Consider the following 16,466-nt stretch of genomic DNA (forward strand, 5'->3'; position numbering starts at 1 on the left):
AGCTCGACATGGGGGTAGTATGCTTGCTACATAGTGTAAATTTTAATTCATTAGACAAGCAAAAGTTATGACCAAAGATTATCGCGAAACTATTTTTCTGCCGAAGACAGATTTCCCTATGAAGGGCAACCTGCCGAACCGTGAACCACAGTGGCTGGAACGTTGGAACGAAATTGGTATTTATGACCGTATTCGTGAGAACGCACAGGGTCGTGAAAAATATATTTTGCATGATGGACCGCCATATGCGAACGGTAACATCCACATGGGCCATGCCATGAACAAAATCTTGAAAGACATCATTGTGCGTACGCAACAAATGTCCGGTAAGGATGCACCATATGTTCCGGGTTGGGATTGTCACGGTCTGCCGATCGAATGGATGATCGAAAAGAAATACAAAAACGCTGGTAAAAATAAAGACGAAGTTGATCCGGTTGAATTTCGTAAAGAATGCCGTGCGTTTGCCGATAAATGGGTTGGCACACAGAAAGAACAGTTCCAGCGCCTTGGAATTTTTGGTGATTGGGAAAAACCATATCTCACCATGAATTATGACAGTGAAGCACAAATCGTTCGTGAGCTTTTGAAGTTCTTAATGAATGGTGGTCTTTATCGTGGATCAAAATCCATCATGTGGTCGGTTGTTGAAAAAACAGCCCTCGCGGAAGCTGAAGTGGAATATATGGACCACACATCACATATGATTGATGTGGGTTTTAATGTCGTGAAATCAGGCATTGACGCAATCATTGGTTCCAAGATCGTGATCTGGACAACAACACCTTGGACGATGCCGGGTAACCGCGGTATCGCATATGGCGTTGATTATGATTATCTTGCATTCGAAGTCACAGAGGTTTCCGAAGAATCCCGTGTTAAGGTTGGTGAAAAACTTGTCATCGCACGTGATCTGATGGAAGAATTCTGTGGCCGTACAGGCATCACGGGCCACAATGAATTTGCATCATTCAAGGGTGCGGAATTAGAAGGTACAATCTGTCACCACCCATGGAATGGCAAAGGATATGATTATGATGTGCTTGTGGTGGAAGGATTCCATGTAACAACTGATTCTGGTACTGGTTTTGTGCATATCGCCCCAAGCCATGGTCAGGAAGACTTTGAAGTCGGTCAACAGTTCGGCCTTGAAACACCATTTACGGTGGATGAGGGTGGACTTTATTATGACAATATCCCAATGTTTGCCGGTGAACATGTTTATAAGGTCCATGACCATGTTTGTGAGGAACTAACAAACGCTGGTGCGCTTCTTGCCAGATCAAAAATTGTTCACAGCTATCCACATAGTTGGCGTTCAAAAGCACCGCTGATTTTCCGTAATACACCGCAATGGTTTATTTCCATGGATACAAATGACCTTCGTGATAATGCGATGAAGGCCGTTGATAGCGTGCGTTGGGTGCCGGAAAACAGTAAAAACCGTATCAGCGCGATGGTTGCGGATCGTCCGGATTGGCTCATTTCCCGTCAGCGTGCTTGGGGTGTTCCAATCACTGTGTTCGTACATAAAGGTACCAATGAATTATTACGTGATGAAGATGTGAATGAGCGTATTGCCGCTGCCGTTGAAAAAGAAGGCGCCGATGCATGGTATACATCTGATCCGCAGGCGCTGCTTGGTGACAAATATGATGCGGCTGATTATGAACAGGTAACAGATATTCTAGACGTATGGTTCGATAGTGGTTCAACACATGCATTTGTTGTTGAAAAACGTGATGAACTTGACCGTGGCGAAGGAAAACGAAGCGCGGACCTATACCTTGAAGGGACAGACCAACACCGTGGCTGGTTCCAGTCATCCTTGCTTGAATCATGTGGTACGCGTGGTGATGCACCATATGATCAGGTTCTGACCCATGGTTTCACCGTTGATAAAGACGGCAAGAAAATGTCCAAATCACTTGGTAATGGTGTTGATCCGCTTAAGGTTATCAAACAATATGGTGCGGATATTCTGCGTCTTTGGGTGACATCGACCGATTATTTCAGTGAGCATCGCATTGGTGATGAAATCATTAAAAATCAGGCGGAAGCATACCGTAAAATCAGAAACACAATGCGTTTCATGATCGGTAACCTTGCTGAATTTGACGAAGCAGAAATTCTACCGATTAATGAAATGCCGGAACTTGAAAGATGGGTTCTTCACCGCCTGACGGAAGTAGAAGAAAAAGTACGCAGCGGATTTGATGATTATAATTATCATCGTGTCTATAATGCGCTTTATAATTTCTGCGCGGTTGATTTATCTGCTTTCTATTTTGATATCAGAAAAGATGCTCTTTATTGCGATGGTAAAATGACGACACGCCGCCGTGCAGCCAGAACCGTCATGGATGAAGTCTTTAAAGCGGTTACAAAATGGTTCGCACCGATCCTTGCCTTTACAGCAGAGGAAATTTGGCAGTCACGTTTCCCAAGTGAAAGTGATAGTGTGCATTTACAGCAGTTCCACAATATCCCTGCTGAATGGCGTGACGAAGCGCTTGGCGAAAAGTGGGAAAAAATCAGAACACTTCGTAAAGTGGTTACTGGCGCGCTTGAGGTAGAGCGCCGTGAAAAACGTATCGGTTCAAGCCTTCAGGGTGCCGTTGATGTTTACGTTAAGGATGCATCATACATTGACGTGATGGATGGCATTGATCTTGCGGAGATTAGTATTACATCATCAGCAAAACTATCCGAGGGCGACGCACCGGACGGCGCGTTTACGATGGATGATGTCGATGGCATTGCCGTGATCAGCACCCTTGCCGAGGGCGGGAAATGTGAACGTTGTTGGCAAGTATTACCGGAAGTTGGCACCATTGATGGTCACGAAGATATCTGTGGTCGCTGTGCGGAAGCGGTAGAAGCACTTTAATTATGATGAAGCATGGCGCCATATTTGCTGTGATTGCGTTCATTCTTGATCGCATCAGCAAATGGTGGTTCCTTGATATTTTCGATTTACCGAATAAAGGTGTAGTCGAAATTCTGCCAATATTCAATGTTGTTATGGTGTGGAATCGTGGCGTTAGTTTCGGCATGTTTTCGGCAAGTGATGAAGTTGGAAGATGGGCCCTTGTTGTTTTAACCCTTGTTATTGTTGGTGTACTTGTACACTGGTTAAGGGCCGCACAAAATATTTGGCAATCCGGTGCAATAGGGCTTGTGATTGGCGGCGCATTTGGTAACATCTATGACCGTGTAAAATTCGGCGCGGTTATTGATTATTTCCAGTTCCACTGGAACGATTGGTATTTTGCTGTATTTAATGTCGCAGACAGTTTCATCTTTATCGGTGCTGTGTTATTAATTATAAATTCTACTTTCGGCGATGATCCGGAAGAACAAAAAGATCAAAATTGAGGTTCAACCCTATGAAAAATAAATTAGTCTTAGTGACATTTATGACTGCGTTAGTCGCAATGATTTCCGGCTGTAGCGGTAAACAGGCTCCGGATGAGTTTCTAGTTCTTAAGAATGCGCCTCTAACTTTGCCGCCTGAATATCATTTATCACCGGGTGATGCGAATGAAGATCTTATTGATGTGAATGACCCACAGGCAATCGCAAAACGCGCCTTATTCGGTGAAGGACAGTAAAAAGTGACCATTCGGTTACTCTCTGAAAATACCATAAACCAGATCGCCGCCGGCGAAGTAATCGAACGCCCGGCCAGTGCCGTAAAGGAACTGGTCGAGAATGCTATTGATGCGGGCGCGAAAAATATTGATGTGGTGATGGTCGAAGGTGGCCGTAAATTAATCAGCATCACTGATGATGGTCATGGTATGACAGCGGATGAATTAAAACTTGCTGTTCAGCGTCATGCCACATCCAAATTAAAAGAAGACGACCTTTCCAATATCAACACAATGGGGTTTCGCGGCGAAGCATTGCCGTCAATTGCGTCTGTCAGTAAATTTACCTTCAAAAGCCGTGCCGACGGCAGCGACGAAGCATGGCAGATCGTTATTAATGGTGGCAAAACCAATGGGGTTGAACCAACGGCCCTTAACAAGGGATCTCATGTAGAGGTCCGCGATCTTTTTTATTCAACACCCGCGCGTTTAAAATTTTTAAAAACAGACAGGACCGAATTTTCACAAACACTTGATGTGATTAAGCGGTTGGCGATGGCCAATCCGGATGTTGCCTTTTCATTATATAATGATGAAAAAAGGGCGTTTCAGGTTTCTTCCGCGCAAGGTGAACTGTTGGATAAACGGTTGCGCAGACTTGGTGCGATACTTGGTGCGGAATTTACCGATAACGCATTACCAATTGATGCGGAACGTGAAAATATGAAATTAACCGGATACGCCGGTCTTCCCACATATAACCGCGGTAATGCACAGCACCAGTATTTATTCGTCAATGGCCGTCCTGTGAAAGATAAGCTGTTAACGGGTGCGGTACGTGGCGCCTATATGGATTTCCTGGCCCGTAATCGTCATCCGGTTCTGGCGCTGTTTTTAGAAGTGCCGACATATATGGTTGATGTTAACGTCCATCCTGCAAAGGCAGAGGTTCGTTTCCGTGAAAGTGGTGTCGTCAGGGGATTAATCGTTGGTGCGTTACGCCATGCATTACAGGAAGCAGGACACCGGGCCTCAACAACCGTGTCAAATGCCGCCCTTGGTTCCTTTAACGCTGAACCTATGCCGACAATGCCGTTTCATAGCGGCAGACAGTCAACGTTTCAGATGCCACCAACGACGCCAAGGGTAACGCCTGGCCTTTCTGATACATCACGTGATTATTATGCGCCAATTCGGGAAAATACAGAATCATTTGCCCCACCGATGGGTCGGAATGAGGACCTTGAACAAGATACAACCGTGTCATTCGCTGCACCTGCCGAAGATTTAACGGAATTCCCGCTTGGTGCGGCGCGTGGGCAGCTTCATGAAACTTATATCATTTCGCAAACCGAAAATGGCATTATCATCGTTGATCAGCATGCGGCACATGAACGTCTTGTCTATGAACGTATGAAAAAACACATGTCCGAAGGGGATGTGCCAAAACAAGTGTTGCTGCTGCCGGAAGTGGTGGAGATAGAACAAGATGCCGTTGACCGATTAATGACAAGACAGGAAGAGCTTTCTAAGCTTGGACTAGTATTTGATGCCTTTGGTGATGGTGCGATTGTGGTGCGTGAAGTTCCAGCACTTCTTGGTGATACGGATATCATTGGCTTGATCAGGGACCTTGCGGATGAACTTGCGGAACTTAATCAGGCACTTGCCTTAAAAGAACGCCTTGAAGAAGTGTGCGGTACAATGGCGTGTCACGGTAGTGTCCGTTCCGGTAGGCGTCTTACGACCGCCGAAATGAACGCGCTTTTACGTGAGATGGAAGAAACACCGCATTCAGGGCAGTGTAATCATGGCCGTCCGACCTATGTGGAATTAAAACTGGCTGATGTAGAACGATTGTTCGGTCGTCGTTAAGTGGAAAGCATCAAAATTGAAAAGGTGGCGTCACCCATTTTCTTTGATTTCAGAATTTCAAACTTTTCCGGAAAAACGATCTCTTCATCCGATGCATATTCCGCAACGATAATACCGTCTTCTGTTAGTAATTCTTGTTTCAGAATGTTTTCCAAGGTTGGCTCAACCAAATCTTTACGGTAGGGCGGGTCCATAAAAATGACATCAAAAGTTCCGGATCGTTTACTGATTTTGGAAGCATCCATTGACAAATATGATGCATTATCAGGATTACCCAAAAGCTTCGCGTTTTCCTTGATAAGCTTCATTGATCTATGATTGTTTTCTACGAAGGTAACATGATCTGCGGACCTTGATAGCGCCTCAAGGCCCAATGCGCCGGTACCGGCGAATAAATCAAGAATTTTTGATCCGCGAATGCCGGGTCCCGCACCATGTTCCAGCATATTAAACAGTGTTTCCCGCATACGGTCGGTTGTCGGACGGATGTTTTTATCCTGTGGCGGGATTAATTTCTTACCCCGGTATGTACCGCCGATTATTCTCATTTCTCTTTTGATTTACGCTTAAATTTATTGCGTTTTGGTTTGGCGTTTTTCTTTGGCTTACTTTTCGCCCAACCTGCTTTTTTGGCTTTTGGTTTGTCACTGATTTTAACGTCAGGAATTTCAACACTTTTGTCTTTGAAATATTCCTTACAGTTAATAAGCAAATCACTTCGTGATACTTCCTCGACGCTTCCGCGCTGAATTTTTCCAAGTTCAAACGGGCCATATGAAGTGCGCAACAATCTTGTGACCGTCATGCCGGCATATTCAAGCAGCTTACGAACTTCACGGTTTTTACCTTCGCGGATTTTGACGGTCATCCATTGATTGACGCCTTCTTTGCGGTCATCAAGTTCAATGTCGACTTTGCGGTAATTGACCCCGTCAATGGTAACGCCCTTACTAATTTCTTCTAGCTTTTTGTGGTGGAAACGCCCATTAACACGTACGCGGTAAGTGCGAACCCACCCCGTTGATGGTAATTCAAGCCATCTGGCAAGCCCACCATCATTGGTCAGCAGCAATAACCCTTCGGTGTTTAAATCAAGTCTGCCAACGGAAATGACACGCGGCATATTGGCCGGTAGTGCTTCGAAAATTGTCGGGCGTCCTTCTGGGTCGTGGTATGTGGTCAGGCGGCCTGTTGGTTTGTGATAAACCCAAAGGCGTTCTTGTTCCGGTTCCTGTACCTTTTGCCCGTCTACAGTAATACCATCAACTGACGTGATGAGCATTGCGGGGGTATCAATGATTTTCCCGTCAATTTTCACCATACCAGCGGCAATCATACGTTCCACAGCGCGGCGTGAGCCGATACCAGCACGTGCCAATACTTTTGCAATTCTTTCACCTTTTAGGGTGTTATCTTGTGTTTTTTCTTCCATAATTCTGACACCATAGGGAAACTACGGAAAAAAGCAATCTTTGCTTGACCTTTTTCATAGGCTTACGCAATCTGTTCATATGTCTTTATTTGAAAATATGCATATGAACAGGGCACTTGACGCTGCCAAAGAAGCCGCAATGAGGGAAGAGGTCCCCGTTGGTGCTGTGATCGTACATGGCCCAACCGACAAGGTAATCGCCGTGGCGTCAAATCGCGTGATGGAATTAAAAGATCCAACCGCCCATGCGGAACTGCTTGCCATACGTGAAGCATGCAATCAACTGGACAGTGAAAGACTGATTGATTGCGATTTATATGTGACGTTAGAACCGTGCCCCATGTGCGCGCAAGCCATATCATTTGCCCGTATAAGACGGCTTTATTTTGCGGCTGCTGATGAAAAGGGTGGTGGCGTTGAAAATGGTGCATTTGTATTTAATGCAAAAAGCTGTCATCATAAACCGGAAGTATATGGTGATATCATGGCCAAACAGGCCAGTAAGATTTTAAAGGACTTTTTTAAGGAACGACGATAAATGGATCAAAGCGAACTGCTTTCAAAAGATGAAATTCTTGCAAGAGTTTCCGAACTTTTTGCGTCCCTGTTAAATTGGGCGGAAGTCAATCTGTTTACTTATGATAGCTTAATACAAATTGGTGTTATTGCCACGTTATACTTGACCAGCGTTTTGATTTGCAGCCGTCTAAAACCTTTTATGCATAAGCTTTTTGAAGAAAAACGCATTTATCAGAAAACGGAAGTGTTTCTTAAGGCGCTTTATTTGCCTGTAATATGGTGGCTCTTTACCTTTACGGCGTGGCAAGTGACTGAAACTTTGGGCTATCCAATCATTCTACTAAGGATGGCCAGTTCGTTGATTGCCGTTTGGGTGGTGATCACCCTTGTCACGGAAATGATCGAAAGTGAAGCAATATCAAAGATCATAAGGGTAACAGCCTGGACAATGGCGATCCTCAATATATTTGGTTTGTTGGTGCCGTTCATTGATTTTCTTGGAGGAACAACCTTTACTGTCGGCGGAAATACTTTAAATTTACTTGGTATCATTACCGGGGCAATTAGCCTTGTCGTGTTGCTGTGGTCAGCGGTCTTTTTATCCAATTTCATTGAAGGAAAATTGAAGGAAGCACCGAATGTGACCCCTTCTGCACGTGTATTGCTTAGTAAAGTTTCACGTATTGTATTGGTGGTGCTTGCGTTTCTTTTTGCCATGTCGAGCATGGGTATTGATCTGACAGCTCTTGCGGTATTTGGTGGTGCGATCGGTGTTGGTCTTGGTTTTGGTCTTCAAAAGGTTGTGTCGAACTTTATCAGTGGCGTGATCTTGCTCGTTGATAAATCGATTAAACCGGGCGATGTGATCGAAATTTCCGGCACATATGGCCGTATTAATAAACTGGCGGCACGTTATACATCGGTTATTTCACGTGATGGGCGTGAACATCTGGTGCCGAATGAAGACATCATTACCCAGCCTGTTATCAACTGGACGTTTTCAAATAAACGTGTAAGACGACATTTGCCGGTTAATGTTTCATATGACAGCGATATTGAACATGCGATGCAGTTAATGATGGATGCGGCCACTGAAACAACGCGTGTGATTAAGAACCCGGCACCGCGTGTGCTGATTAAAAGCTTTGGCGATAATGGTATTGATCTTGAGCTTCGTATGTGGATCAGGGACAGTGAAAACGGCGTTTCCAATATCGCCAGTGATGTTTATTTGTTGATCTGGAAAAAGTTCAACGAAGAAGGCATCGAATTTCCGTTCCCACAACGGGATATCCGGATTGTTTCGATGCCTGATGGAAAGACTGACTTTAAAGAATAATTATTTCTTTTCTTTCATAACCGTTTTTAAGAAATTCATGAAATTTGCAAAACCGTGCTCCACTTCTTCCATGTGTTCCTCAAGGTGGTCAATTTCATTGTGTCTTTTTTCAAGTTTCCTACTTTCAAGCTCTTCCTGAAGTTCGTTCAGGGTTTCTTTGGTTTGCTTGATCAGTTTCTTAAGCTTTTTGTTCGATAAGGATTCATATTGATCGTACATAACTATCCCCACTTCTTAATTTGTTATAAAAATAAGCGCTGCAGGTAAGGCGAAAAACACACCTAATATATAACCGAGAGCGATCATTTTATTTTCTGTTGCAACGCGCGCAAGCCATAGGGCGCCACGAATTGGAATTTTACGAAGGTTCTTAATGCCGTAAATAAGAAGCACTGCACTTGAATTATAGAATAAATGTACCAGCGCAATTTGTAACGCAAACACGGCTGTTTCACCGGAAATGGCCGTTGCTGCAAGTAAGGCCGTAATGGTCGTACCGATGTTAGCACCAAGCGTGAATGGATAAATTTGTTTTAACCTGAATACCCCTGAACCCGCGAGCGGGACCATAAGGCTGGTTGTTGTTGATGATGACTGTACAAGTACAGTGATAATTGCACCAGAGAAAATACCGGTTACTGGCCCCTTACCAATGGCGTTATGCATAATAATTTTTGCGCGACCAACCATCAATTTTTTCAGAAGTTTACCGATCACGGTAATCGCCAAAAAGATGATCATGATGCCAAACGCGATCAGCAGATAAAAAGCAATATTTTCTGAGATTGCGTTGGAAATATTGGTAAATAGCTCAATGACAGGTTTCGTTGCAGGTTTAATGAAATTTAAGCCCTTAACGCTCATGTTTTCGCCACCAACAAGCATTTCTGCAAAATATCCGCCAACAGTGGATAATGGCTTAAACATAATTTCAATCGGCAGGAATATAACAACAGCCATCACATTAAAGAAATCATGGACGGTTGCGGATGCAAAGGCACGTCTGAATTCTTTTTTCCGTCTGACGTGACCGAGGCTAACGATTGTATTGGTAATTGTTGTACCAATATTGGCCCCCATAATCATGGGAACGGCCGTTTCAACCGGTAAACCGCCGGCTACAAGCCCAACGATGATTGATGTAACCGTTGATGATGACTGGATCATTGCGGTCGCAAGAATACCAATAATAAGACCGGTAAACGGGTTTGTCGCAAACTGGAACAGTTCGCTTGCCTGCCCTTTGGTGGCGCCTTTAAAGCCGGCACCAATCATACCTACTGAACTGATCAGTAAATATACCAATAATGCAATTGTTATCCATTGGAGGGTCGTGGTTAAAGTACTTTTGGGAGTATCGATCCCCTGTGACGTTTCAGCCATATCAAAAGTCCATAATCAATAATTAATATAAAACACAAATTCATTCTGTAACAAAATTGAAACAAATCTGTAACAACTGGCGTTGTAACAAAAATGAAATAATTTTGTAACAATTGAATTATGAAACTTTTGTTACAGTTTGTGAAGCGCTTAGTTTTTTTCGCGTTCAATGGCGCGCCAGCCAATATCTCTGCGGCAAAAACCACCCGGCCATTCGATCTTATCTAAGGCGGCATAGGCATCTTTTGCGGCATTTGTGACAGAATCGGAAAGGGAAGTGATATTAAGAACGCGACCGCCTGTTGCTAATATTTGTTCGCCATCCTTTTTTGTGCCGGCATGGAAAATGGTTACATTGTCTGCGGCGCCTGCATCATCCAGATTATTAATTTCTGTATTTTTTTCGTATGAACCGGGATACCCTTTCGCGGCCATTACAACATTCATGGCGGTTTTTTCTGACCAATCCACTGAAATCTGATCCAGTGTACCGTCCGCACATGCCATAAGCGCAGGTACAATGTCACTGTTTAAACGCATCATCAATGTTTGACATTCAGGATCACCAAAGCGAACGTTATATTCAATAAGTTCCGGACCTTTATCCGTAATCATAAGACCTGCGAAGAATACGCCTTTAAACGGTTTTCCTTCTGCGGCCATGCCTTTTACAGTTGGCATGATAATTTCATTAATGGTGCGGTCAATCATTTCATTGGTCATCACTGGTGCTGGTGAATAAGCACCCATGCCACCTGTGTTTAGACCCGTATCCCCTTCGCCGACGCGTTTATGATCTTGAGCCGTACCGAACGGCAGAATGTTTTCACCATCACAAAGAACGAAAAAGCTTGCTTCTTCACCGCTAAGGAATTCTTCGACGACTAATTCCGCGCCCGCGTCACCAAATTGTCCGCCAAGTATGTCATCAATGGCGGCGAAGGCATCATCCATACTTTCTGCAATAATCACACCTTTACCGGCGGCAAGGCCGTCCGCTTTAATGACCACAGGGATATTTTGTTTGGCAGTAAATTCTTTTGCGGCTTCTGCATTTGTAAATCTGCCGTATGCGGCTGTTGGAATATCATATTTTGCGCATAGATCTTTCGTGAAACCTTTTGATCCTTCAAGAATTGATGCGGCGGCACTTGGGCCAAATGTTTTTATGCCGGCTTCAGTTAGGGCATCACTTAAGCCACCAACAAGAGGGGCTTCCGGCCCAATAACCACAAATTCAATATTCTTATCACGGCAGAAATTAATAACCTCTGCATGATTGCTGTCATCTAAGGATACGCAAGTGGCAATATCACCCATGCCACCATTTCCCGGGGCAACGTAAAGCTCATCACATAGATCACTCTGTGCAATTTTCCAAGAAAGTGAATGTTCGCGACCACCAGAGCCAATGACAAGAATATTCATGCGCAATTTCCTTTTTAAATTCTTTTCCCTCTTGTATCATAGTAAAAACAATTAGCAATATGACAAAAAACAAATTCCGACTTTATGAGCGATTATCCTTATTCATCAAATAATTCACCAACAAATGCGCAGGAATATTCCGTTACGGAAGTAAGTCTTGCTTTAAAAAGAACCGTTGAAGACCAGTTCGGCTACGTTAGAATCAGGGGGGAAATTTCCGGCAGTAAACGCGCAGCGTCTGGTCATGTTTATCTTGCGCTTAAGGATGATAAATCCGTGCTGGATGGCGTTATGTGGAAAGGGGTTGCTGGAAAACTGACATTCCGCCCTGAAGACGGCCTTGAAGTGGTGGTCACAGGAAAGCTTACGACATATCCCGGTAGATCGAAATACCAGATCGTCATTGATAAAATGGAAGTCGCCGGTGAAGGGGCGCTTATGGCGCTTTTGGAAAAAAGGAAAAAAGAACTGGCCGCAGAAGGGCTATTTGATCCGGCCCGTAAACTTCTCATTCCATATTTGCCAAAAGTCATTGGCGTTGTAACGTCGCCAACGGGTTCCGTAATACGTGATATTTTACATCGTCTATCGGACCGTTTCCCAAGACATGTGCTTGTTTGGCCGGTTCTTGTTCAAGGTGAGGGGGCACAAACCCAAATTGCAGAAGCCATTGACGGTTTTAATGCCCTTGAAGAGGGTGGCGAAATTCCAAAACCCGATGTGCTTATTGTCGCCCGTGGTGGTGGTAGTCTTGAGGATTTATGGTGCTTTAACGAAGAAGAGGTCGTGCGTGCGGTCTCGAGGTCGGATATTCCGCTAATTTCAGCGGTGGGTCATGAAACAGATACAACACTAATTGATTATGTAGCGGACCTTCGTGCACCAACGCCAACGGCTGCAGCCGAAAAAGCCGTGCCCGTACGTGCGGATTTGATTTATACAGTCCGTGATTTGGATACCCGCCATGAAAAAGCCATAAGACGGCGTATTAATGAACTTAATGAACGCGTTGAAGGGCTTGGAAGAGGCCTGCCGAAACCATCAGAACTGTTGGGTCTTGCAAGTCAACGTTTTGATGAAATGAGTGACCGTTTACCACGTGCACTTAAAGTTGGTGTTGAAAGGCAATCTATGCGCCTTGATGGTATTGGTCGTATGTTACGCCCGGAATCAATTATTTCGGATATGAAACGAAAAGATGATCAATTAAACGTCTTAGAAGAAAGAATGAACAGGGCAATTGAAAATAGAATAGGCGCCAAAAGAAGCGAATATGAAAGCCCGGCAAGACTTCTTGAAAGTTTAAGTTATCATCGTGTGCTTGAACGTGGTTTTGCGGTTATCCGTGATGAAAAAGGAAAAGCCATCAGCGAAGGTAAGGGAATTGCAAAAGGCGCAGCACTAGGTGTCGAATTCCGTGATGGCGTCGTTGATGTGGTAAGGGCAGGAAAGCCCGCGCCGAAGAAAAAGAAACAGGCAGAAAAACCTGAACAAGGTACATTATTATGAAATTAATTTTTGGGGTCATTGCATTTCTAATTACCAGCATCCACGCTTATGCCGATAATGATCTGGGTATGCCGGATACATTAAAACAGGGCGGATATTACGTTGGGAAAATCAACCCAAAAGATAAGGTTACCTTTCATGGTAAACGGGTAAAAGTTTCTGAAGATGGATATTTCGTCATTGGTCTTGGTTGGAAATATAAATCGCAAGCCAACATCCGTGTGGATCATATGGCCGGTGGGCACACCATGTATCATATTCCGGTTAAGGAACATGATTACGATGTAGAAGAAATTTCGGGATTGCCATCTAAATATGTTGCCCCGCCAAAAGCGGTTCAGGAACGCATTGCCAAGGACGCAGCAGACGTGAGACGCGTGAGAACCATCGATAGTGATTTACAAAATTTCCGTGATGATATGATTTGGCCGGTCAAGGGGCGCATAAGCGGCAGGTTTGGCAATCACCGAATTTTAAACGGTGAACCAAGAAGCCCGCATACAGGGCTTGATATTGCACCGGGCCAGGGTGCCTTAATTGTGGCACCTTTGGGCGGTAAAGTGACGCTCGTTAGTGATCAGTATCTTACTGGCAATACCATGGTAATTGATCACGGTCATGGTATCAGTAGTGTATATGCCCATATGGAAAAGGCCATTGCCAAGGAAGGTCAAATGGTTGCAAAAGGTGATCCAATTGGTACAGTGGGGATGTCGGGCCGTGCAACTGGGCCACATCTTCATTGGGGAATGAACTGGTATGGTGAACGATTAAATGCCGGTATCGCTCTTGGAATTGAATAAGAGGAAATAAAAAAATGAAAATCAAATTCTTAATCGTATTTTTGTCAGGGGTTTTTCTTAGTACTCAATTTGCAAATGCCCAATCAGGGTTATTCAGTGGTGATGTGCAGATAAATGCACAAGCGGTTAGTGATTATCGTTTCCGCGGTATGTCCAGAACCAATAATGACTTCGCTATTCAGGGCGGTATTGATTTCTATTCCGATAGCGGCCTTTATGTTGGGGCATGGGCATCCAATGTTGATGGTTTTAATGGCGCGGATGCAGAAACCAATCTTTATGTGGGATATAGCGGTGAAAACGAAGGCATGATTTATGATTTCGGTGTAACCGGATATTTATTCCCCGGCGGCAGCAACATTAATCATATCGAAACCTACGGTTCTGTTGGTCTTGATTTTGGTCTTTTTACCAGTTCTGTTGGTGTTGCCTATATGCCGGAACAGAGCAACTTGATGGATATGGATAACATTTACGTTTATAACGACACGAAGATTTATGTGCCGGATACCCCGTTCAGTATCGATCTTCATCTTGGGTTTGAAGACGGTTATTTCGGCAATGAAAAAATTGACTGGAAAATCGGTACGAGCGTTACATTTGAACAATTTGAACTTGGTATTTCATATGTTGATACCAATGTGACTGGCCTAGGTAAACGTGCAGATAGCGGTGTAATTTTCAGTATTGCTGCGTTCTTCTAAGACTATTTTAGCATCGTTTCTTGTTTCAAGCGTCTTTGTGCGTAATAAAGACAGATTGATACAAATACTATTGAAATTAATAAGGCAATATTCGGTAAATTGGCAGCATTTACTGATGGTGTCGCGATATTCCTAATGGTGTTTGCTTCCCAAAGAAGAGGCAGGAAAGTAAAATTTTCCACGATTTCTGGATCCATAAATGCTGCGGTCATTGGTCCGATACCAGAAAGACTTAAGTAATAAATTCCCTCTTTATAACTTTTGGCAAAAAGTGCGACGGATACCTGAAGTGCTGCAAACATCGCGCACAGCGGAATTAGGGAAATATATATTTTTAGCGCATCGAAGCCATTAAGATAAACATCAAATCTGTCGGCTACTTCGGGTTTATACATAAAAATTAAAGTCAGTAATGTTGCAGTGATAGCGCTACCAAACATGGCAACAGAAAATGACGTGAGCCACTTACCGCTAATGATTGTTAGCGTACTGACTGGTTGCGCAAGCAATGGTTCCAGAGTCATTCTTTCACGTTCACCGGCCGTCATGTCGATGGATAGCGACATGCCCGTAAAGGCAATAGCCATAAAGAAACTAAGGGAAATCATACTGATCAATGTTTTTCCAAGCGCACTTCTTACCTGAACCACTGTATCTGTTTGTAACCTTATCGGTTCAATATATTCGATCGTCAGGTCGTATGCTTTTAATCGCTCGCGTAAAATTTCATTGTTATACTCTTCAAGTGTTGCACGTAAATCCGTGACAATGGCACGGGTTTTTGTAAGATCAGCGTCGATAACAATACGGCGTTGCTCACCGTTTGCAAGTGCACTATCAATATCATTGGGAACGATGACTTTAATGGGGGAATTCTCATCTAATATAAAATTATTTTCTTCAAGAAATCTTGCAATTTCAGTGGATTTATCATCAATAACCAAATCAATTGATTTTTTAAGATTACCGGTTCCATTGGGAGGCATAAATGCAAATACGGTCATTAGCAGTGCAGGGCCGATGACTGTATATAGAATGGCAGCAATCATGGCGCCAGGGTCACGAAGGGCGTCTTTAATTTCTTTTTGTGCGATGATGAAAATACCGTTTAACAAATTATCCTTCTTTCCTAGCTGACATATTGCACGAAGGCATCTTCTAGATTGTCTGTGCCTGCTCTTTCAATTAGTTCTGCCGGACTGCCGGTTGCTTTTTTCTTACCATCAGCCATGCATACAACTTTATCTGATAAATCTTCAACTTCTGCCATTACATGGCAAGACATTAAAATGCATACCCCTTCTTTGGTAAGTTTTCGCAGGTGGTCTCTTAAAAGACGGACATTAAAAATATCTAAGCCCCGTGTCGGTTCATCGAGGACCAGCACTTTTGGTGAATGAATGAAAGACCGGCCAAGGGCCACTTTCATTCTTTGACCCTGACTAAAACCTTCTGTGCGTCGATCGGCAATATCAGACATATTCAAAATTTCAACTGTATTCTTTACGGCTTTATCAAGAATATGACCTTTTAATCCGTGGAGCTTACCAAAATATTCAAGATGCTCGATGGTGGTTAATCTGGGGTATAGGCCGAAAATGTCAGGGAAAATGCCAAGATGCTGTCTGGCTTCAATAGTGTGCTCATGAACATTAATACCGTTTAGGATAATAGACCCCTGATCCAGAGGGATTAAGCCAGCAATTGCCCGTAAAGTCGTTGTTTTGCCACAACCGTTGGCACCTAGTAACGTTGTTATTTGCCCCTCATGTGCGGTGAATGACAGGCTTTGAACGGCTTTTACCTCGCCATATGATTTACTGATTTTTTTTATTTCAAGCATATTTTGCCTTTTTCATATCTTGCAAGACGATAAATGGA

The 16,466-nt window shown here is 43.7% G+C and carries 16 protein-coding genes; 9 read left to right on the plus strand and 7 right to left on the minus strand.

Annotated elements, in window-relative coordinates; all coding sequences use genetic code 11:
- The first annotated feature begins 67 nt into the window (after positions 1-67).
- Genes ileS through mutL form a run of 4 tightly spaced genes read left to right on the plus strand, consistent with a single transcriptional unit; the run spans position 68 to position 5,468 of the window.
- A complete protein-coding gene (gene ileS, locus KW060_RS01990; RefSeq protein ID WP_249036803.1) occupies positions 68-2,890 on the plus strand; it encodes an isoleucine--tRNA ligase in 2,823 nt (940 codons plus the stop codon).
- 2 nt (positions 2,891-2,892) lie between these two features.
- Complete coding sequence (gene lspA, locus KW060_RS01995) at positions 2,893-3,378, plus strand: signal peptidase II (RefSeq protein ID WP_249036804.1); 486 nt, start codon at positions 2,893-2,895, stop codon at positions 3,376-3,378.
- A gap of 11 nt (positions 3,379-3,389) precedes the next feature.
- Entirely contained in the window at positions 3,390-3,614 is a 225-nt protein-coding gene (locus KW060_RS02000) for a DUF3035 domain-containing protein (RefSeq protein ID WP_249036805.1), read from the plus strand.
- A gap of 3 nt (positions 3,615-3,617) precedes the next feature.
- The gene (mutL, locus tag KW060_RS02005) at positions 3,618-5,468 is read left to right on the plus strand and encodes a DNA mismatch repair endonuclease MutL (RefSeq protein WP_249036806.1); all 1,851 of its coding nucleotides are present in this window, start codon (positions 3,618-3,620) and stop codon (positions 5,466-5,468) included.
- On the opposite strand, the gene rsmD is transcribed toward mutL, so the two are convergent.
- Together rsmD and KW060_RS02015 are read right to left on the minus strand one after the other, a co-directional pair.
- Entirely contained in the window at positions 5,465-6,016 is a 552-nt protein-coding gene (rsmD, locus tag KW060_RS02010) for a 16S rRNA (guanine(966)-N(2))-methyltransferase RsmD (RefSeq protein WP_249036807.1), read from the minus strand. The genes mutL and rsmD overlap by 4 nt on opposite strands.
- Complete coding sequence (locus tag KW060_RS02015; protein WP_249036808.1) at positions 6,013-6,900, minus strand: pseudouridine synthase; 888 nt, start codon at positions 6,898-6,900, stop codon at positions 6,013-6,015. The genes rsmD and KW060_RS02015 overlap by 4 nt, the downstream gene beginning before the upstream one ends.
- 103 nt (positions 6,901-7,003) lie before the next feature.
- Between KW060_RS02015 and KW060_RS02020 the strand changes: the two genes are divergently transcribed.
- Complete coding sequence (locus KW060_RS02020; protein ID WP_249036809.1) at positions 7,004-7,438, plus strand: nucleoside deaminase; 435 nt, start codon at positions 7,004-7,006, stop codon at positions 7,436-7,438.
- The gene (locus tag KW060_RS02025; protein WP_249036810.1) at positions 7,439-8,758 is read left to right on the plus strand and encodes a mechanosensitive ion channel family protein; all 1,320 of its coding nucleotides are present in this window, start codon (positions 7,439-7,441) and stop codon (positions 8,756-8,758) included.
- Here the strand turns inward: KW060_RS02025 and KW060_RS02030 are convergent, their stop codons facing one another.
- The 3 genes from KW060_RS02030 to purD all read right to left on the minus strand — a co-directional run bounded on the left by KW060_RS02030 (position 8,759) and on the right by purD (position 11,569).
- Entirely contained in the window at positions 8,759-8,977 is a 219-nt protein-coding gene (locus KW060_RS02030) for a hypothetical protein (RefSeq protein ID WP_249036811.1), read from the minus strand.
- A gap of 15 nt (positions 8,978-8,992) precedes the next feature.
- Positions 8,993-10,141 (minus strand): Na/Pi symporter, encoded by a 1,149-nt coding sequence (locus KW060_RS02035; RefSeq protein ID WP_249036812.1) that lies wholly within the window; start codon positions 10,139-10,141, stop codon positions 8,993-8,995.
- 150 nt (positions 10,142-10,291) lie between these two features.
- Positions 10,292-11,569 carry a phosphoribosylamine--glycine ligase gene (gene purD / locus KW060_RS02040; protein ID WP_249036813.1) on the minus strand — a complete coding sequence of 426 codons (1,278 nt, stop codon included), beginning with the start codon at positions 11,567-11,569 and terminating at the stop codon, positions 10,292-10,294.
- A gap of 84 nt (positions 11,570-11,653) precedes the next feature.
- On the opposite strand from purD, the gene xseA reads away from it, so the two are divergent.
- Genes xseA through KW060_RS02055 form a run of 3 tightly spaced genes read left to right on the plus strand, consistent with a single transcriptional unit; the run spans position 11,654 to position 14,585 of the window.
- Positions 11,654-13,078, plus strand: coding sequence for an exodeoxyribonuclease VII large subunit (gene xseA, locus KW060_RS02045; RefSeq protein ID WP_249036814.1), 1,425 nt, complete (start codon positions 11,654-11,656; stop codon positions 13,076-13,078).
- Positions 13,075-13,881, plus strand: a complete 807-nt coding sequence (locus tag KW060_RS02050) for a M23 family metallopeptidase (protein WP_249036815.1) — start codon at positions 13,075-13,077, stop codon at positions 13,879-13,881. Before xseA ends, KW060_RS02050 begins: the two co-directional genes overlap by 4 nt.
- 14 nt (positions 13,882-13,895) lie before the next feature.
- Positions 13,896-14,585: a TorF family putative porin gene (locus KW060_RS02055; RefSeq protein WP_249036816.1), complete on the plus strand. Its 690-nt coding sequence runs from the start codon at positions 13,896-13,898 to the stop codon at positions 14,583-14,585.
- A gap of 2 nt (positions 14,586-14,587) precedes the next feature.
- Here the strand turns inward: KW060_RS02055 and KW060_RS02060 are convergent, their stop codons facing one another.
- Together KW060_RS02060 and KW060_RS02065 are read right to left on the minus strand one after the other, a co-directional pair.
- Positions 14,588-15,700 carry an ABC transporter permease gene (locus KW060_RS02060; RefSeq protein WP_249036817.1) on the minus strand — a complete coding sequence of 371 codons (1,113 nt, stop codon included), beginning with the start codon at positions 15,698-15,700 and terminating at the stop codon, positions 14,588-14,590.
- Positions 15,701-15,714: 14 nt separating this feature from the next.
- On the minus strand, positions 15,715-16,428 hold the full coding sequence (locus KW060_RS02065) for an ABC transporter ATP-binding protein (protein ID WP_249036818.1): 714 nt from the start codon (positions 16,426-16,428) through the stop codon (positions 15,715-15,717).
- Positions 16,429-16,466: the final 38 nt, after the last annotated feature.

It is taken from the genome of Pseudemcibacter aquimaris (genome assembly GCF_028869115.1).
Taxonomy (GTDB): domain Bacteria; phylum Pseudomonadota; class Alphaproteobacteria; order Sphingomonadales; family Emcibacteraceae; genus Pseudemcibacter; species Pseudemcibacter aquimaris.